14 protein-coding genes are annotated in these 19,086 nt (G+C 64.2%); 3 read left to right on the top strand and 11 right to left on the bottom strand.

From position 1 onward, the window contains the following. Positions 1 to 47 precede the first annotated feature (47 nt). The 9 genes from NFG58_RS00980 to NFG58_RS00940 all read right to left on the bottom strand — a co-directional run bounded on the left by NFG58_RS00980 (position 48) and on the right by NFG58_RS00940 (position 13,271). Positions 48 to 1,022 carry a TAXI family TRAP transporter solute-binding subunit gene (locus NFG58_RS00980; RefSeq protein WP_045993161.1) on the bottom strand — a complete coding sequence of 325 codons (975 nt, stop codon included), beginning with the start codon at positions 1,020 to 1,022 and terminating at the stop codon, positions 48 to 50. A gap of 239 nt (positions 1,023 to 1,261) precedes the next feature. Continuing rightward, complete coding sequence (locus NFG58_RS00975) at positions 1,262 to 2,266, bottom strand: Gfo/Idh/MocA family oxidoreductase (RefSeq protein WP_045993160.1); 1,005 nt, start codon at positions 2,264 to 2,266, stop codon at positions 1,262 to 1,264. A gap of 187 nt (positions 2,267 to 2,453) precedes the next feature. Then, positions 2,454 to 4,184: a hypothetical protein gene (locus tag NFG58_RS00970; RefSeq protein ID WP_108131839.1), complete on the bottom strand. Its 1,731-nt coding sequence runs from the start codon at positions 4,182 to 4,184 to the stop codon at positions 2,454 to 2,456. A gap of 520 nt (positions 4,185 to 4,704) precedes the next feature. After that, positions 4,705 to 6,207 carry a CoA-acylating methylmalonate-semialdehyde dehydrogenase gene (locus tag NFG58_RS00965; protein WP_045993158.1) on the bottom strand — a complete coding sequence of 501 codons (1,503 nt, stop codon included), beginning with the start codon at positions 6,205 to 6,207 and terminating at the stop codon, positions 4,705 to 4,707. A gap of 64 nt (positions 6,208 to 6,271) precedes the next feature. Beyond that, a complete protein-coding gene (gene iolE / locus NFG58_RS00960; RefSeq protein ID WP_045993157.1) occupies positions 6,272 to 7,171 on the bottom strand; it encodes a myo-inosose-2 dehydratase in 900 nt (299 codons plus the stop codon). Between the two features lie 77 nt (positions 7,172 to 7,248). Next, positions 7,249 to 9,111: a 3D-(3,5/4)-trihydroxycyclohexane-1,2-dione acylhydrolase (decyclizing) gene (gene iolD, locus NFG58_RS00955; protein ID WP_348827415.1), complete on the bottom strand. Its 1,863-nt coding sequence runs from the start codon at positions 9,109 to 9,111 to the stop codon at positions 7,249 to 7,251. A gap of 109 nt (positions 9,112 to 9,220) precedes the next feature. Continuing rightward, a complete protein-coding gene (gene iolC / locus NFG58_RS00950) occupies positions 9,221 to 11,137 on the bottom strand; it encodes a 5-dehydro-2-deoxygluconokinase (protein WP_108131842.1) in 1,917 nt (638 codons plus the stop codon). Between the two features lie 260 nt (positions 11,138 to 11,397). After that, positions 11,398 to 12,306: a sugar phosphate isomerase/epimerase gene (locus tag NFG58_RS00945; RefSeq protein WP_108131843.1), complete on the bottom strand. Its 909-nt coding sequence runs from the start codon at positions 12,304 to 12,306 to the stop codon at positions 11,398 to 11,400. Positions 12,307 to 12,437: 131 nt separating this feature from the next. Beyond that, positions 12,438 to 13,271 (bottom strand): TIM barrel protein, encoded by an 834-nt coding sequence (locus NFG58_RS00940; RefSeq protein WP_348827414.1) that lies wholly within the window; start codon positions 13,269 to 13,271, stop codon positions 12,438 to 12,440. Positions 13,272 to 13,675: 404 nt separating this feature from the next. Between NFG58_RS00940 and NFG58_RS00935 the strand changes: the two genes are divergently transcribed. Both NFG58_RS00935 and iolB read left to right on the top strand, forming a co-directional pair. Continuing rightward, positions 13,676 to 14,539, top strand: coding sequence for a MurR/RpiR family transcriptional regulator (locus tag NFG58_RS00935; protein WP_045993152.1), 864 nt, complete (start codon positions 13,676 to 13,678; stop codon positions 14,537 to 14,539). 85 nt (positions 14,540 to 14,624) lie between these two features. Then, the gene (gene iolB, locus NFG58_RS00930; protein WP_045993151.1) at positions 14,625 to 15,431 is read left to right on the top strand and encodes a 5-deoxy-glucuronate isomerase; all 807 of its coding nucleotides are present in this window, start codon (positions 14,625 to 14,627) and stop codon (positions 15,429 to 15,431) included. A 194-nt stretch (positions 15,432 to 15,625) separates the two neighbouring features. Here iolB and NFG58_RS00925 read toward each other — a convergent pair whose 3' ends face one another. Then, positions 15,626 to 16,567, bottom strand: a complete 942-nt coding sequence (locus tag NFG58_RS00925) for a sugar phosphate isomerase/epimerase (protein ID WP_348827413.1) — start codon at positions 16,565 to 16,567, stop codon at positions 15,626 to 15,628. A 206-nt stretch (positions 16,568 to 16,773) separates the two neighbouring features. On the opposite strand from NFG58_RS00925, the gene NFG58_RS00920 reads away from it, so the two are divergent. After that, entirely contained in the window at positions 16,774 to 17,802 is a 1,029-nt protein-coding gene (locus NFG58_RS00920; protein ID WP_124805064.1) for a LacI family DNA-binding transcriptional regulator, read from the top strand. A 24-nt stretch (positions 17,803 to 17,826) separates the two neighbouring features. Here the strand turns inward: NFG58_RS00920 and iolG are convergent, their stop codons facing one another. Further along, a complete protein-coding gene (iolG, locus tag NFG58_RS00915) occupies positions 17,827 to 18,813 on the bottom strand; it encodes an inositol 2-dehydrogenase (RefSeq protein ID WP_348827412.1) in 987 nt (328 codons plus the stop codon). Positions 18,814 to 19,086: the final 273 nt, after the last annotated feature.

Here is a 19,086-nt window from a genome sequence, read left to right as displayed (position 1 = left end):
AGCGGGCCCACAGGGGCCCGCCGGGTCGAGATCTGGGCAGGATCGTCTCAGCGCAGGGCCTCGGGCACCTTCACGTCGACCTCGTCGTAGTAGCGCAGGGCGCCGGGGTGCAGCGGCCCCTCGAGGTTGGTCAGCATCTGCGGCGAGATCGCCTGCCACCAGGGTGAGGTCTCGGCCATGGCCTCGCGGCGCTCCCAGAAGGTCCTGGTCAGGGTGTAGGCGGTGTCCTCGTCCATCGCGCTGGTGGTGTAGGCCACCACCGGCAGCGAGGTGGTCAGCACGTCCTCGTCGATGCCCGCGTAGGTGCCGGCGGGGATGGTCTGGGGCGCGGCGCCGGTGGCCTCGACCTGTGCTTCGGTGAACGACACCAGGCCGACATCATGGCTCGCGGCGGTCTCGATCACGTTGGGTGCCGGGAAGGAGCTGGCGGTGGCAAAAGCGTCGATCTGGCCGTTCTTGAGCGCGTCGGGGGCGCTGCCCACGTCGGCATCGTCGACCTCGACCTGGTCGGCGAGCTCGAATAGCTCGAGATAGCGTGCGGCCTCGCGGGCACCGAAGGAGCCCTGGCCGATCAGCAGGTGCTTGCCGGCCAGTTCATCGATGCCGAGGGTGTCCTGCTCGCCCGCCACCACGAAGTGCATGGTCAGCGAGGGAATCGGGAAGAGTGCACGAATGTCCTGCAAGCGCGGATGGTTGCGACTCTCGAAGGGGCCGGTACCCTCGCGGGCGCGGGTCACCAGGCCGGGCGGTGAAGTGAAGACGTAGTTGCCGGGACGCGCCATCACCTCCATGACGTTCTGCACCGAGCCCTGGCTCTCTTCCAGGGTCAGGGTCATGTCACCCTCGGTGCCGGCCTTGATCGCCTCGGACAGCTCCACTCCCATCTGGTAGTAGGCGGTGCCGGCGGAGGCGGACTTGTAGGTCAGGCGGGTCTGGGCGTGGGCGCTTGCGGCGGTCAGCACGACGCTACCGGCGAGCACAGCCGTCAGGGCCTTGAGGCCACGGCTTCGAAGATGACGCATTGAGGGGGTCTCCAGTCGACAGCGGGCGTGGCCAGTGCCTCGTTTTGCTTATGCTCCCGCCAGGCTTCAGGATCTGGCGGGAATGGCCGGCCAACAGCATATTCGACTGGCGTGATTCGTGCCACGGCGCCAAGACACTCGTGGCCCCAAGAAAAAGTCGCGGGCGCCGAGCATAGCGACGCCCGTGGCCAATGATGTCAGACGCCCGCGCCATCAGGGCAGGCAGCGTGACACCAGTTTCAGCGGTAGAAGGCGGGACGCTCGGCCAACGCGATCGGCTCGACCTGCTGCGAATGCCGCGCCTTGACGCAGGCGTCACTGGTCACCGCCGCCACATAGCCATCCCAGGCGGTAGGGCCATGCCGCTCGCCCTTGGCGGTGGCATCGACCCACTCCTGAAACTCCACATCGAAGGCGTCGATAAAGCGGTCCTTCCAGTGGGTGATCACGCCCAGAGAATCCCGTGCGCTGTGACGCAGCGGTACGCTCGCCGGCTGCGGCAGATCGGCAACGCCGCTCTCCCCCACCAGTTCGCAGCGAATGTCATAGCCGTACTGGCAGTTGAGGAAGCTCTCGATGGTGATGACCATGCCCTTGCGGGTTCGCAGGATGATCAGCGAGGGGTCCTGCAGGTCACCCTCCACCAGGCTGGAAACCCGCGGCTGGATGACCTGGGCGCTGACGTAGTCGTCCTCCAGCAGCCAGCGCATCACGTCGAACTCGTGGACGCAGGAATCGATCAGGCCCGCATCGCCGGAGAAGTTGGCCTGGGCATTGCGATGCGCGCACTTGGCGATCAGCGGCTGGCCGATGCCACCCTCGTCGAGCAGCGCCTTCAGCTGGCGGTATGCCCAGTCGAAACGGCGCATGAAGCCTACCTGGACCAGCGCACGACCCGAGGCAATCTCGGCCTCGACGATACGCAGGCAGCCCTCGGCGGTGGTGGCCAGTGGCTTTTCGCAGAATACCGGCTTGCCCGCCTCGATGGCGGCCAGTACGAATTCCTCGTGGGTCGGTCCCCAGGAGGTCACCACCACGGCGTCGACCTCGGCGGCGTTGATGACGTCGTGGCCGCTGGCATAGGCCCTGGCCTCGATGCCGACCTCGTCGATGGCGGCCTGCGCCTGCTCGAGGCCGACATCACTGGCGGCCACCACCCTCGCACCCTTGAGGGTATGGTTCAGCCGGCGCATATGTTCCTTGCCGATGGCTCCGGTACCGATGATGCCGATAGATAGCGTCATGTCTGGCTCCTTTCTGTTATTGACCACTTGTTGAAATCGCACCTGCTGCCCTCCCATGGGTCGAAAACGTCGTGTGGGCAGCGTCAAGGCTCTACCAGCGTCGCGGCGCTGGTGCCAGAGCCAGGTGGCGTGGCCGCCCGATCGCTCGGGCGGCCATGTCACTTAGCCTTGTTGAGGGTTGGGGTCATCACACATGGGGATCGTCTGCGGCAAGCGCCGCCGCCGGGCGACGACGATGAATCCAGATCGAAGCGCACACGAAGTACACCAGCGACAGCGGAATCACCAGCCACTTGAAGGTTTCCACGTAGTCGACGACAGCGGCGTTGTCACCGGTCCATGACCACAGTGCCGCCAGGATGATGATCACCAGGCAGGCAAACGAGATCAGGTACAGCGGATCACGACGATTGACCGCGGGCTGCGCCTGGGGCGACTCGCCGGGCAGTTCCGGCGGATCCACCGGGCCATAGGCCTCTTCGTAGTAGTCGATACCGGACTCGGTGTTCGCGCCCATCCGGCGGCACAGCAGCGGGTAGAGCAGAAAGCTCAGGGTCCACACCGGGAGAAACACGACAAACAGATGCACCTGGGGCAGGGCAATGAGCACGACGCCGAGGATCACCCCGATGGCCCAGGTCAGCATGGCCGGACGATTGTCCTCGAGCCCCTGATGTTCGCGCCACAGCGGGCGGATCGACAGGCGCGGCAGCAGGAAATGCTCGGCGGCGATGATCGCGCCGATGGGGGCCATCATCATCACGAAGTAGGACAGGACGTTGAGCAGCGAACCGAAGACGAACGGGAAGCAGGCGACGACCGTGGTGGCAGCCCCCACCACCAGGGCAACGTTGAACGGCTTGTGACGATGGAACACCGCCTGAAACGCCAGCCCGGAGCGATAGAGGCTGGGGATCGAAGTGGTCCAGCCGGCGATCACTACCGCCACCAGCCCCATGGCGCCGAGCAGACGGAAGGCGATGGCGCCCGGATCAAGATCGACCATGGCTTCCTTGAGCAGCATCGCCGAGGTGGCGCCAAGGATGCCCGCACAGACCCAGGCCATGAAGTGGCCGATGTACATGCCAGAGGCTGAAAAGTAGCCGTAGGAGGACTTGCGCGCGAAGCGCAGGATGCTCATGTCGCTCATGCCGAGGTGCATCGGCAGGTTGATGCCCCAGGCCCAGGCGGCGATGACCCACATGTTGATGCCAGGCTCGCCTTCGGGAGTAACGCCGGTCCACACCAGTGCACCGAGCACGTTGCCCAGGCCATCGATGCCTTGCTCGGCGCCCAGGTGGGTGACGATGGGGATCGACAGGATACCGCTGACCAGGAACATGATCGCCATCCAGGGCGCGCATACGGTGGAAAAGTTGGCGATGCGCTTGAAGCCCTTGAGGGTCAGCCAGACGGTAAAGGCGCCGACCAGCAGCGCCAGGATCACGAAGCTGGCACTGGTGGGATAGAGTCCCACCTGGGGCGGAATATCGGTCAGCACCCGGAAGGCCGAGGCCGAGACGGTGATCATGGCGCCGGCGATGACGGCGTAGAAGACACCATTGAGGATGTTGTAGACGGTGGAGATCTTCTTGCCGGCAAGCCGGGCCAGGAACCAGTACACCGTCATGCGGGTGCGGGTAGCCACCGGACTGCAGATCCAGGCCCAGGACAGCACCGCCATGAAATTACCGAGAATCAGGCCCCAGATCAGATCACCGGTGGAAACACCTAAGGTGACCAGCGCTGCGCCGATGACGAATTCGGTGCCGGCCACGTGCTCACCGGAGTAGGCCCCGAGAAAGTACTTGCCGCTCAACTGCCGGCTGGGGGGAATGCGTTGATATTCGAGCTCTTCGCTCTGGGCGTTGTCGTCCGCTGTCGCGGTCGCCTGCGCCCCTGCCGCTTCTGTGCTCATAACGTTGTCCACTTGTTATTGGAGGATCGATGGCCCTTGTGACCGGTTGCAAACGGTCAGGACTCCAACCTCGGCGGTCCATGCTTTTCCACGGCCCGCACCAAATGAAACATACATTCCGAAAGAAAAAACAACAAACCAAACGTTCTATACTTTAGTCGACTCGAACGCCTGATCCGACAAAATTGTAAATAACGTAATCCATGACGACACCTTTAACTGAATTGGCGCACACAAACATCATCTATCCGCCTTAACCACTCGCTCCAGTCCCACGCTTCAACACCTGCCGCGATAGCCAAAAAGAAGGCGCCGGATTCGGCGCCTTGGCAAGCGTGAAACGGCGCAACCGGATAGCATCCGCCCCCGGTACGCCGCAGCATCGCCGACGGGACAGGGCACCAACGCCGAAGCGGGACGCTTGATGCATCGCCAAGGCGACACACGCACCGCTACGGCGTCATACGCAGTCACAGGACCACAGCTACAGCTACAGCTACAGCTACAGCTACAGCTACAGCTACAGCGTCGGCATGGTGAAGTGACCGCCGCTATCACGTACCTCGCTGGGCCAGCGCTGGGTGATGGTCTTCATGCGGGTGTAGAAGCGCACGCCGTCGGGGCCATGCATATGCAGCGGGCCGAACAGCGAGCGCTTCCAGCCGCCAAAGCTGTGAAAGGCCATGGGCACCGGGATCGGCACGTTGACGCCGACCATGCCGACCTGAATGCGCTCGCAGTACTGGCGAGCGGCGGCGCCGTCACGGGTAAAGATGGCGGTACCATTGCCGTATTCGTGGTCGTTGACCATGGCCAGGGCGTCTTCGAAGCTGTCGACGCGGGCGATCGCCAGCACCGGGCCAAAGATTTCCTCGCGGTGGATGCGCATGCCCGGCGTGACGTGGTCGAACAGCGAACCCCCGACGAAGAAGCCATTGCCGGCGTTGTCGATAGTCGCCTCGCGTCCGTCCACCACCAGCTCGGCGCCCTCGTCGACGCCGGCCTGGATATAGCCGACCACCTTGTCCAGGTGAGCGCGGGTGACCAGCGGCCCCATGTCGTGGTCGGGCCCCTCCTTGATGCCGGGGCCGACGCTCAGCGTCTGCAGCCGTTCGACCAGCTTGGCGCGCAACCGCTCGGCGGTCTCCTCGCCCACCGGCACCGCCACCGAGATCGCCATGCAGCGCTCGCCGGCGCTGCCGTAGGCCGCGCCCATCAACGCATCCACCGCCTGGTCGAGGTCGGCATCGGGCATCACCACCATGTGGTTCTTGGCGCCGCCCAGCGCCTGAACCCGCTTGCCGTGGGCAGACGCCGTGGCGTAGATGTATTCGGCGATGGGCGTCGAGCCGACGAAGCTGACCGCCTGCACCCGCTCATCGGTGAGCAGCACGTCCACGCTCTCCTTGTCGCCATTGACCACGTTAAACACGCCGTCCGGCAGGCCGGCTTGCTTGAGCAGCTCGGCCAGACGCATCGGCGTGGACGGATCCTTCTCCGATGGCTTCATCACGAAGGTGTTGCCACAGGCCAGCGCCACCGGGAACATCCACATCGGTACCATGGCCGGGAAGTTGAACGGTGAGATGCCGGCGCACACGCCCAGCGGCTGCATCAGCGAGAAGCTGTCGACACCGGTGCCGACGTTGAGGGAATGTTCGCCCTTCTGCAGGTGCGGTATGCCGCAGGCGAATTCCACCACCTCGAGCCCGCGTGTCAGCTCGCCCTTGGCGTCGGAGAACACCTTGCCGTGCTCGGAGGAAATCAGCCGCGCGATCTCGTCGGCGTGCTCTTCCACCAGCGCCTTGAACTTGAACAGAATGCGTGAACGCTTGAGCGGTGACATTTTGGCCCAGCCGGGGAAGGCTTCGTCGGCGACGCGGATGGCGTCACGGGTCTCGTCGGCGCTGGACAGTGCTACCTGACGTGTCACCTCGCCGCTGGCCGGGTCGAAGACCTCGGCAGTGCGGCCACTGTGGCTGGCCTGGGGCTGGCCGGCGATAAAGTTGCCCAGAATGGTCATGCGGTGCTCCTGATACAAAGAGTTATCGAACAGATGACTGAAGACATCGGCACGGGGGTCGCTGTCACGAGGCCAGGGCCAGCCCGGCCTCGTCGCAGCAGCGTGCAAGATGGTCATAGCCCTTGCGGGCATAGGTCAGTGGATGGGCCACGGCGGGATCCTGCTCGGCCTCCACCACCACCCAGCCCTGGTAGTCGTGCGCGACCAGCCCCTGGAACAACCGGCCATAGTCGATGAAGCCATCACCGGGCACGGTGAACATGCCGTCCAGTACCCCTTCCAGGAAGCTCCGGTTGCGGTTGCGCACATCGGCCAGCACCTCGGCACGGATATCCTTGCAGTGCACATGGTTGACGCGTGCAGCGTGACGCTCGAGCACGCCGAACGGATCGCCACCGGCAGCCACCAGGTGGCCGGTGTCCAGAAGCAGGCCCAGCGCCGGTCCGGTGGCCGCCATCAGCCGGTCGATGTCGGCCTCGGATTCCACCAGCGTTCCCAGATGGTGGTGATAGGCGATCTGCACGCCCTCGCGCTGGCAGTGTTCGGCCACCTGGTCAAGGCGCTCGGTAAACAGCGTCCATTCCTCGTCGCTCATGGTGGGGCGATGGCTCAGCGGTACCCCCATCTGTCCATGCACGCAGCGCGAGACCTCGCAGAACACCATGACCCTGGCGCCGAGCGCCTTGAGCAGTTCCAGATGGGGCGTCAGCGCTGCGATCTCCTCCTCGGCGCTGCGGGTCAAAAGCTCGGCGCTGTACCAGCCTGACACCAGCGACAGTTGGTGACGCTCGAGGATCGGCCCCAGGGTGGCGGCGTCGCGGGGAAACTTGTGGCCCAGCTCGAAGCCGTCGAAACCGGCCTCTCGTCCCTCGGCGAGGCAGGTCTCCAGCGGGGTGTCTCCGCCCAGCGAGGGCAGGTCATCATTGGTCCAGGTCAGGGGGTTGATGCCCAGTCTTATGCTCATGGCGTCCTCCGGCGTTCGGTGCTCCAGGCGCCGGCGCGCCTGGAATATTTGGTTGTTGTGGCAGAGCGGACTCGGGCCTAGAGATTTCTGGCCTGACGCGCCTTGTGGGACTGATAGCGCTCGCGGGCGTCCACCACTTCCTGACGCGGCGAGACTTCAGGCACCGCCACGTCCCACCAGGCACCACCTTCCTTGGTGTCGTTGAGGCCATCGGTGTCGATGGCGATCACATAGCTGATGTCGGACGCCTTGGCGCGCTCGAGGGCCTGCTCAAGCTCAGCGATATTGGCGACCTTCTCGCTATTGGCGCCCAGGGCGGCGGCGTGGGCGGCGAAGTCGGTCTTGGGCGCGCCGGCCTCGACGCTCAGGCAGTCCTCCAGCCGGTTGTTGAAGCCGGGGCCGCCGCAGAATTGCTGAAGTCGATGGATGCAGCCATAGCCGCGATTGTCGAGCACCACCGCGATGATCTTGTGCCCCAGCATTACCGAGGTGGCGATCTCCGAGTTCATCATCAGGTAGGAGCCGTCACCGACCATCACGAACACCTCTGAATCGGGCAGCGCCATCTTGGTGCCGAGGCCTCCGGCAAGTTCGTAGCCCATGCAGGAGTAGCCGTATTCCATGTGGTAGCCGCGATCGAAGCGAGTACGCCACAGTTTCTGCAGCTCGCCCGGCAGGCCCCCCGCGGCACACACCACGATGTCGCGTTCGCCGGCGGCGCGGTTGACCGCCCCCACCACCTCGGCGTCACAGGGCAGCCCGGTGCCGCGATCCTGGGTCACCCGTTCCACGGTGGCATTCCAGTCAACGCGCAGCGCGGCCGCCCGCTCGCTCCAGGACGAGGCCGGCCGCCACGGGGCGGTGCCCTGCTCGAGCCCGTCCTTCAGGCTGACAAGGCTCAGGCGGGCATCGCCCACCAGCGGCTGGGCGTAGTGCTTGACCGCATCGAAGGAGGCCACGTTGAGACACAGTATCTTCGCCTCGGGGTTGATCAGCGCCCGGGAGCCAGAGGCGAAATCGCCAAGCCGGGTGCCCACGGCGATGATCAGATCCGCTTCCTGGGCCAGGCTGTTGGCGGCGGCTGAACCGGTCACACCCAGGGTGCCGACGTTGCTGGCATGGTCCCAGGGCAACGCGCCCTTGCCCGCCTGGGTCTCGGTCACCGGCACCTGGTAGCGGCTGACGAAGGCGTCGAGCTCTGACAGCGCCTCGGCGTAGTGGACGCCGCCACCGGCCACCAGCAGCGGTCGCTCGGCCGAGCGGATCAAGGCGATGGCATCGTCGAGCTCGCGCGGATCGGCGGCCTGACGGCGCAGGTGGTGCACCTTCTCGACAAAGAAATGCTCGGGATAGTCGTAGGCCTCGGTCTGGATGTCCTGGGGCAGCGCCAGGGTCACCGGACCACACTCCACCGGGTCAGTCAGCACCCGCATCGCCTGGGGCAGCGACGTCAGCAGTTGCTCCGGCCGGGTGATGCGATCGAAGAAGCGACTCACCGGCTTGAAGCAGTCGTTGGAGGTCAGGGTGTGGTCGTGGAAGTTCTCGACCTGCTGCAGCACCGGATCGGGCTTGCGCGTGGCGAAGGTGTCGCCCGGCAGCAGCAGTAGCGGCAGTCGATTGACGTGGGCCACCGCCGCCGCGGTTACCATGTTCACCGAACCAGGACCGGCGGAGGCGGTACAGGCCATCACCTGGCGCCGATTGAGCGTCTTGGTGAAGGCAATGGCGGCGTGGCACATGGCCTGCTCGTTGTGGGCGCGGTAGGTCGGCAGCGTCTCACGGGCCTGATACAGCGCCTCGCCGAGGCCGGCCACGTTGCCGTGGCCGAAGATCGCCCAGACGCCGGGAAACAGCGGCTTGATCTGGCCGGCGACGTTCACCTTCTGGGCCTGCATGTAGCGGATCACCGCCTGGGACATGGTCAGTCGAATCGTGGACATGGCAATGCTCTCGGAGATGGCTGCCGGGTCCTGAGGGGACCCGGATTATCGTTATCTTGGTCATGGTCTGGGAGCGCTACCACGCGCACCCCATTTCGCTCATTCTCGTTCAGACGCTCTGGCGTTCTTTCCAGCAGTCCACCAGTTCGCGGTAATTGGCGACGACATCGTCGATCAGCGCCTGGTCGTCGGCCTCGCCGGCGAGCCAGCGACGGCTGGGCTCGGCAAAGATCGAGCGCCCCACCGCGAAGCCCTTGCACACGTCGAACCCGGCGCTGTCCATGAAGCCCTTCTTGAGCGTATCGAGGGGCGCATCGAGCCCCAGCATCACCACGCCGCGACAGTGGGGGGCGCGTCGCGCCAGCAGCACGCTGATGCGCTCCCAGGCCGCGGGGGTCTGCGGCGGCAGCTTCCACCAGTCGGGATAGACGCCGAGGTTGTAAAAGCGCTGCATGGCGTTGAGAAAGGTATCGTCATCGCTTTGCTGATCCTTGGGCGGAATGATCTCGAGCAGCAGCTCATGCCCGGTCCTGAGGCAGGCGTCATACAGCTCCACCACCTGGCGCTCCTGGGTGCGGCGCAGGTCGAGCTGGTCCTCCGGGTGGTAGAACACCAGGCACTTGACGATGTGCTCGCGAGGCCAGGCGGCCAGTCGGGCACCGATATTGCGCCCGCCTTCCAGCTCGATGGGACGCGAGCTCGGCAACTCCACCGGGCGGCCAATCCACCAGCCGCGCCCGGTCACGTCATTGAGTGCATCCTGACCGTAGGTGTCGTCGATCAGCACGCCCATCTGGCTGTCACCGATATGTCCGGCGCCCTGCTCCGCCGCCTGCACCAGCAGCCGTTTCAACGTCTTGATCCTTCCGGGGTCGGCGCCGACCTCCCGGGCCATGTCGTAGAATTGCTTGCGATGGTCGAAGGCCAGCACGCACAGATCCGACCACTGCGTCGGGCTACGCTGGGTGGTGACCCGGTGCAGGTGATTGAGCCGCGTGTCCAGGTCGGGACGCGGGATATCCTCGGCGCGACTCAGGTAGTCGTCGAGTTCCTCGCTGCTGGGAATCGCCGGGGCACAGCCGTGGCGGGAGACCACCAGGGCCCCGCAGGCGTTGGCGTAGGCACAGCTTTGCTGATGACTTTCGCCGTTGAGCCAGCCGCGCAGGAAACCGCTGAGGAAGGCGTCACCGGCACCCAGCACATTGAGCACCTCGACACGCACCCCGGTGAATACCTCGAACTCGGACTCGCTGTCGGGAATCTCACCGTCGAGCACGGTGCAGCCCTGCGCGCCCAGCTTGAGCACGATGGAGGCATCGCTCAGCTCGCGAATGCGCTTGAGCGCGGTGATGGTGTCGGTGCTGCCACCGGCGATGTGGACCTCTTCCTCGGTGCCGACCACCAGGTCCAGGTCCGGCAGAATGGTCTGCAGGTGGGCGCTGACACCATCATCGGAGATAAAGCGGGTCTCGCCGTCACCCAGCGAGGTCAGGCCCCACAGCACCGGACGATAGTCGATATCGAGAATCACCTTGGTGCCGGCCGCCTTGGCGTATTCGATGGCGGTCTTGCTGGCCTGATAGGTGCCGTCGGTGGAGAAATGGGTACCGGTGATCAACAGCGCCCGACTGGAGGCGATGAACTCGGGATCCATGTCATCGGCACTGATCGCCATGTCGGCGCAATTGTCGCGATAGAAGATCAGCGGAAAGGTGTCCTGATCCTTGATGCCCAGGATCACCAGACCGGTGAGTCGTTCCTGGTCGGTGATGACCTGACTGACGTCCACGCCCACCCGGGCCAGTTCCTCGCGTACGAAGCGCCCCATGTGCTCGTCGCCGACCCGCGTCAGCATGGCAGACTTCAGCCCCATGCGAGCGGTACCGTAGGCGATATTGGCCGACGAGCCGCCGAGGTACTTGTTGAAGGACGACATGTCCTCGAGCCGGCTGCCGATCTGTTCGCCGTAGAAATCCACGGCCGCTCGGCCCAGGCAGATTAGGTCCAGCGTCTTGTTGGTGGTCATGGCGTCACCCTGGTGTGGTCACGATAAGCCGTGCTCTGCCCGTGACGGGCGTCCCGACGACTTTGGATTGTTCGTTCTATTTGAATCCATGATAGAACTGATATTCCACTCGTTCAATCTCTGGAACAGCCGATTCAGTTCATCTTTGGTCGTAGCAGTGTCCGGGAAGCACGAGAGCCTGCCGTCACGCTCCCGGGCGGCAAGTCGCCCCGCCCGGTGGCGCCGGACAGGGCGTGGAGGTAGCGCGGCCAGGACGAGCCTCAGCGTAGGTTGAAGTAGGTATCGACGTAGCGCTGGATTTCCTGGCGCATAAAGCGCGAGGAGTCTTCTGCGCGCTCTTCCCAGGCGAACACACAGGCGGTCATGATGCCGTCGAAGCCGACCTCGGCCAGCGTCTTGAAGAACAGATCCCAGTCGATCTCGCCCTGGCCGATATCCAGATGCTGGTGGATGCGGGCGGTGGAGCCCGGCGGATTGATGATGTAGCGCAGCCCCGACGATCCCTTGTGATTGAAGGTATCCGCCACGTGGACGTGGGCCAGCACCGGGGCGCTGTCACGGATCATCTGCGCCATGTCATCGCCAAAGTGGAAGGTATGGGGTGCGCAGTAGAGAAACTTCACGTTGTCCGAGTCGATGGTACGAATCATGTCCACCGCCGGGTGCAGCGTCTCGACAAAGTCATCCGGGTGTGGCTCGACGTTGAGTTGGATGCCCTCGCGCTCGAAGATCGGTACCAGCTCCTCCATCGAGCGCCACCAGGCGGCCTCGCTGGATTCGGTGGTGGCGCCGCCATGGCAGCAGGCTGAACAACTGCCACGCTCGGGATGCGGGCCACGACCGAACTCGGAGTTCATGGTGTCCACACCCATTTCCACCGCCACCTCGATGGCCTTCTTCCAGTACTTCACCGCCGCCTGGCGCTCGTCCTCGTGGGGACTGGCCCAGCGGAACATCGGCAGCAGCGAGGCGATCTCGACCTCGCTGTCCTTGAGCGCCTGCTTGAAGGAGCGCAGGCGGGACGGGAACACCCGGGGGTGGACGAACCAGTCGAAGAAGTCATCCCGGGGCGACAGCTCGAGATAGTCGTATCCCAGGTCCTTGGCCAGGCGCGGCAGCTTTTCCAGGGGCACGTGGCGATGCATGAAGGGGTCGAGGGCGATTTTCATGGAAGTCTCCTTATCATTGTTCACGCTCAGGTTCAGGACGTTGTCACTGAACCAGGTGGGTGGCGTTCAGCCCGACACGGGTGGATCGCCGCGTGGTCAACCGCGATGGATGTGGCGGTCACAGCGGCGATTCAGGCCACTCCATCGCGGATGACGTCAATGCTGCGCGCGAGGGCATCCGCCGGATCCTCAAGCGCGTGTACCGACTCGGCGAAGGGCTCGAAGGACAGGTAGCCGCGATAACCATCGGCGAGCAGGCGACGCACCTGTTCGACGTTGTCGAGGCGATCGCCCTCACCCACCAGCACCCGGTCGCCGTCGAGCATGGCGTCGAAGGTCAGCGTCGGATCCTCGACGCCGGACAGGTGAACCAGGCCGGTGCGCGCGGCAAACAGTGCCGCTTCACCGGCCCCTCGATGGTGAAAGGTGTCGTGCACCAGCGATAAGCGCACCAGCTCCGATGGCCCCAGGATGGCGACGGCCTCGTCGATGGCGGCCAAAGCGTCAGCCTTGAGTCGCAACGACGAGCGAGGAAAGCCCAGTGGCTCGACGAACCCCACGAGCCCGTGACGAGCCAGGATTGGTCCCAGCTCCACCAGCGCCTTGGTCACATCGGTGGCTGTTGGTGCATCTTCGGGCGCGGCGACCAGCGGACACAGCACCAGACCCCGGGCGCCCGCCGCCGCTGACCGTTCGGCCAGGTGCTCGGCCTGAACGGCGCGCTCCTTGTCCCACACATTGAACGGATACAGCGCATTGACGCTGAGCACGCTCAGACCCAGCTCCCGGGCCAGCTCTCCGGCGGCAACGGCCTGCTCGAGCGTCGCCAGGCTGTTGTCGCCGACATCGTTGCGCAGCTCCACCGCGTCGATGCCGAGCTCGGCGGCCAGGCGCATCAGCTGCTCGATGGAGTAGCGAGGACAGACCATATGGTTAAGGGCAAAGTGCAGTGATCGAGATGGCATGGGGCGCTCCCTGAGCCGAGAAGAAGGTGCCGGAAACGTCACATCAGAACTGTTTTGCAACCGGTTAGGCCGCACTTTAGAACAAAAATTCCCAAGGTCAAATAGAGGGAATGTTTCCTCCTCTGGTGCCTTGGCATTCAGCTGATTGTGGCTTTTTCCCGCTAATCAATCATCTGGGCTCGGCTTCTAGCCCACTAAGACCGACGGCGTGGCCGCAACTTGTCGACCAAAGTACAAGGCGACCCTCCCCCTCCAGGGGAACAATGATAGCCTTGGCACTGAATGAAACGTTCCATTCGAACGTTCTATACTAAAGCATAAATGGAATTTTTATTCCCAATTGACTAGGGTGATCCCAGACGACGGCCAACGCTGGGCAACACCCTGCAACCGAGTGAACCGCCATGGCAGAGCTACCTCAGGATTTCAGCGCGCTGGAAGCGCAGATCACCGAGCAGTACCCCGACCTCAGCCGTCGCCTGCAGCAGACGGCGCGTTTTCTGCTCGATCACCCGCAGGAAGTAGCCTTTTCCACCGTGGCGAGGCTGGCCGAGCAGGCGGGCGTCACGCCGTCCACGCTGATTCGCTTTGCCAACAGCCTTGGGTTCAAGGGCTTCTCGGACATGCAGAAGCTGTTTCGCTCACGCCTGGTGGATGAGTTGCCCAACTACTCAGAGCGCATCCACGCGGTGCGCTCCGCCACCGGTGAAACCCCCAGCGGCTCTCAACTGCTGTGGGAATTTGCCGACGCCAACCGGGAAATGCTCGAGCAACTCCCGGGGCGTACCGACCCGCGTCAGCTGGAGAGCGCGCTGGACCTTCTGGAAGGCGCCGAGGCGGTGCACCTGATGGGCATGCGCCGCACCTTCCCGGTGGCAAGCTACCTGCAGTACGCACTCAACCACGTCGACAAACGCTGCTTCTTGATCAATGCCCTGGGCGGTATGCATCAGGAACAGGCACGGGCCATCGGTCCCCGCGACGCCCTGCTGGCGGTGAGCTTCTCGCCCTACGCATCGGAAACCCGCGAAGTAGCCGAACAGACCCGTGATAAAGGCGTGCCGGTGGTTGCCATCACCGATTCCACCCTGAGCCCGCTGGCCCGCGTCGCCGACGTGACCCTGGTGGTACAGGAAGCGGAAGTGAAGAGCTTCCGCGGCCTCACCGCCACCCTGTGCCTGGCCCAGAGCATGGCCATCGCCCTGGGCGTGCGCCAGGACAGCGCCGCCGACAAGGGCTCGTCTCCCGAGGCCCCTGCCTCGGGCTAGCCGCCAGCTCGCCCATCGACACTCTGGCCCGCCCACGCCCCGCGCCCTGCGCGACCGGGCAGGCCACCAACAGGAGATCCTGTCCATGACATCGCTTCTTGTACGCCCCCAGAGCCCCGACGCCGACGGCAAGGTGCTGGAAGTCACCCCGCAATCCGCTGGCTGGGACCACGTCGGCTTTCGTGTCCACCGGCTGCAAAAGGGCCAGCGTCTGAGCGGCGAGACCGGCTCTCGCGAACACTGCCTGGTGCTGTTGAGCGGACGTGCCACCGTCGCCGGCGCCGGCGAACGCTGGGAGGACATCGGCGAGCGCATGGACATCTTCGACAAGGTGCCACCCTACTCGGTCTACCTGCCCGATGGAGCGGACTTCGAGGTCGAGGCACTGACCGATCTCGAGATCGCGGTGTGCAGCGCACCGGGCCACGGCAACCACAAGGCCAGGCTGATCGCGCCACAGCAGGTCAAGTGCTCCACCCGCGGCGGCGGCACCAACACTCGGCATATCCACGACATCCTGCCGGAGACCGAACCCGCCGACGGCCTGCTGGTGGTCGAGGTCTACACACCGCCAGGCAACTGGTCGAGCTATCCGCCCCACAAGCACGACGTCGACAATCTGCCCGAGGAGTCGATCCTCGAGGAAACCTACTACCACCGGCTGAATCCGAGCCAGGGCTTCGCCTTTCAGCGGGTCTACACCGATGACCGCTCGCTGGACGAGACCATGGCGGTAGACAATGGCTGCTGCGTGATGGTGCCTCGGGGCTACCACCCGGTGGGTGCACCTCACGGCTACGAGCTTTACTACCTCAACGTGATGGCCGGTCCCAAGCGCGAATGGAAGTTCAAGAACGACCCTGAACACGAGTGGATCGTGCAGCAACAGTAACCGTACAAACTCCGCCGATTCAGGCAGCCCAGGTAAGGGCTGGCGTCATCGGCGGACCAAGGAACGTCTCTCTCTTTGCCCCGCCACCGGCGGGGCTTTTTTATGGTGCATCGCTTCCCTTTTCCGCCAGCCGCAGGCATGTCAGCCGCGGACAGGCCATCTTGGCAGCACCCTTGACCAGCATATTCATATCGCTAACGACTGATGGTCTGCTTCAGCGCATCGATCGACGACTGGATACCGGCCTCGGTGGACATGGTGAAGTCCTCCATCTCGAGGCTGACCCAGTCGTTGTAGCCCTGCATCCGCACCACCGAGAAGAACTCCTTCCACCACTGAAGATCATGTCCCGCCCCCACCGCCACATAGTTCCAGGCGCGATTGGCGACGTCGGTGACCTCGGCGAGCTCGAGCAGACCGTTGACATCGGCCAGTCCCCGCTCGATGCGGGTATCCTTGCCGTGGCAGTGGTGGATGGCATCGCCCAGTGCCCTGGCCGCGGCGATCGGGCAGGCGCCCTTCCAGAACAGATGCGAAGGGTCCAGGTTCATGCCGACCTTGGGCCCGACTTCGTCACGCAGGCGAAACAGGGTCTGGGGGTTCCACACCAGCATCGCCGAAAAATTTTCCAGCGCGAATCGCTCGACACCGACCTCATCGGCCAGCCTCACCAGGCCGTGCCAGTAGGGAAAAGCGCAGTCTTCCCACTGGTACCGATCGCGCTCGGGCATCTCATCGGGCCAGCTCTTGGTGTAGACGAGCCAATTGGGCACGCTGTCCCCCGGAGCCGCCGCCGGCAGGCCCGACATGGTGACGATGCGCTTGACCCCGATCTCACCGGCGAGCCGGATGGTCTGTTCGATCTCACCTCGGTGGCGCTCGCCGAGTTCCCCCGGGTCGAGCGGATTGCCGGAACAGTTCAAGGCGGCGATCTTCAGTCCCCGGGCGTCGATCTCCTTCAGGCGTGAGGCCAGCAGGCTTCTATCGGCGAGCAGTTCGTCGGCACGAAAATGCGGCGCCGGCGACCAGCCACCACCGGTCATCTCGATACCTTCCACCCCGAGCGCCACGCACTTGTCGAGCATCTCGGTAAAGCTGAGGTCCGCCATCACATCGGTACAGATGGAGAGCTTCATGGCATTGTCCTTGTCATATGGCTGTGTGGTTTCGCCGTTGCTCGGGTGGACGCATAGGCGGCGGCGCGGGCACAAAGGGCTCTTCCGACGGCGACCTATGCCAACACCTCAAGAGGGTCAACACCGTCATCCGACCAGATGCAACCGGTTGCAAATAGGCCAGCACGAGCCTAGTATGGAATGAAAAATTCCGTCAAGGAGCATCGATGAATATTCGTTCCGATCGCGACCAAGGTCGCAAGGTGACCTCCGCCCAGGTGGCCGAACGGGCCGGTGTCTCCAAGTGGACGGTGTCGCGGGCCTTCACTCCCGGCGCCTCGATCTCAGAGAATGCCCGACAGCGCGTGATGGAGGCCGCCGAAGCCCTGGGCTATCGCCCCAACCTGCTGGCACGAAGCCTGACCACAAGACGCACTCAACTGATCGGCGTCGTCGTCGATCAATTCGCCAACCCGCATACCCAGGCGATGCTGAATGCCGCCACCCTGGCGCTGCAACAGCGGGGCCAGCTGTCGATACTCTTGAATATTTCACCACCGGTGCGCTCCGGTGAGCTGCTCGATATCGCCGAGCGCTTCCAGGTCGACGGGCTGTTGTTTCTCGGCACGGTGCTGAGCGAGGACATCGTGCGTTTTGCTACCGAGCGCCAGCACGTGCCACTGGTGCAGCTGTTTCGTACCACCGAGGTGGACGGGGTGCAGATCGTGGCAATTCAGGAGCATGCGGCTGGCGCCGAAATCGCCCGGCTGCTGCTCGGCGAAGGTCATCGACGGCTGGGCTATCTGGCCGGCCCCGACAGCGGCAGATCACGACTGCCCCGTCTCGACGGCTATCGCCAGACGCTTGAGGATCACGGCCTGACCCTGGCAGCCACGCTGGCTGCCACGGATTATCGCCACGCTCTGGGGTATCAGGCGATGCACGACTACCTGCAAAGGACACCGGCAGAACAGCGCCTGGATGCGCTGTTCTGCGAAAACGACATCCTTGCCATCGGCGCCCTCGATGCCCTGCACCAGGCCGGCCTCGACGGACAGCTGGCGATCGTCGGCTTCGACGATATCGAGCTGGCCGCCTCACCGCGCTACCGTCTGACCAGCTACCAGCCGAACCTCGATGCGGTGGTGGACAGCGCCATCACACACCTGCTCGATCGACGTATCCCAGGTGACCCAACGCTGCTCCCAGGCCGGCTGGTGGTGCGTGACTCTCATCGCTTTGCTGGAAAAGATTGAGTCACAAGCCCAGAGCCCCGGGGCTCACACCTCCTCGACGTAGACCGTGCGCCCCTCGCGACGTGAGATATCCGCCGCCTCGGCCAACCGCAACGCTTCGACACCGTCCGTGATGCCGGCGCGGGGCGCGCGGCCTTCCCGCCAGCTCTGGTAGAAGTCGTCGAGCTCTCGGCGATAGGCCTCGGCGTAGCGCTCGAGAAAGAACCAGCGCGGCGCGTCCTCCAGTTGGCCCTGCTTGCCGACGAAATTGAGTCGGGTGTCGCACTCGTTCTGGGCCTGCAACATGCCGTCACTGCCGAAGGCCTCGATGCGCTGGTCGTAGCCGTATACCGCACGCCGAGAATTGCTGATGGTGCACAAGCGCCCCGAGGCGGTCTTCATCACCACCACCGCGCTGTCCACATCCCCGGCCTCGCCGATGGCCGGGTCCACCAGACAACTGCCGCTGGCGTAGACGCTGACGATGGGCTCATCGAGCAGCCAGCGGGCCATGTCGAAGTCGTGGATCATCATGTCGCGGAACAGCCCACCGGAACCCTTGACGTACTCGAGGGGCGGCGGCTCGGGGTCGCGACTGGTGATCGCCAGCGTCTCCAGCTTGCCGATGCGGCCCTGCCCCAATTGATCCTTGAGCGCCGAGAACTGCGGGTCATGGCGACGATTGAAGGCCAAGGCGCAGAGGCTTTGCGCCACGCGCTCGGCGGTCGCCCGTGAAGCCGCCAGGTCCAGGGCGATGGGCTTCTCGCACAGCATTGCCTTGCCTGCCGATGCGGCGCGCTCCAGGTAGTCGATATGGGTCGCGGTGCTGGAAGCGATCAGCACGGCGTCGATCTCAGGGTCCTCGAACACGTCATCGATGTCCCGAGCCCGGGAGCCGAAGTCCCGCGCCAGGGTCTCGGCGGCCTCGGGGTAGGCATCCACTACCGCCGCCAACGTGACCTCGGGATGGGCGGCGATGGACAGTGCGTGCACCCTGCCGATCCTTCCTGCTCCGATCAATGCCAGTTTCATCCTCTGCTCCTTGTATCCATGTGCATTGCCGCGAAGGGGTATGCCTTGGTGGCTTTCAGGCGAACGGGATTACCACGATCAATCGTCGATCGACAGTGAGACCCCGGCAGCCCCCAAGCCTGTTGCCCAGCCTACGCAAAAAGGAACAAACATTCCGCATAGACCAAAGTATAGAATTTTTGAATTGTTAATTTCTCCCTTGGAATCTACATTTCATAACACGACGAATCGAAACATCCGTCCGCGAGTTCGAAACACGTCCATCAACACTGC

It is taken from the genome of Halomonas sp. RT37 (assembly GCF_040070525.1).
Lineage (GTDB): Bacteria > Pseudomonadota > Gammaproteobacteria > Pseudomonadales > Halomonadaceae > Halomonas > Halomonas litopenaei.
This window is presented reverse-complemented; position numbering and strand designations above follow the sequence as displayed.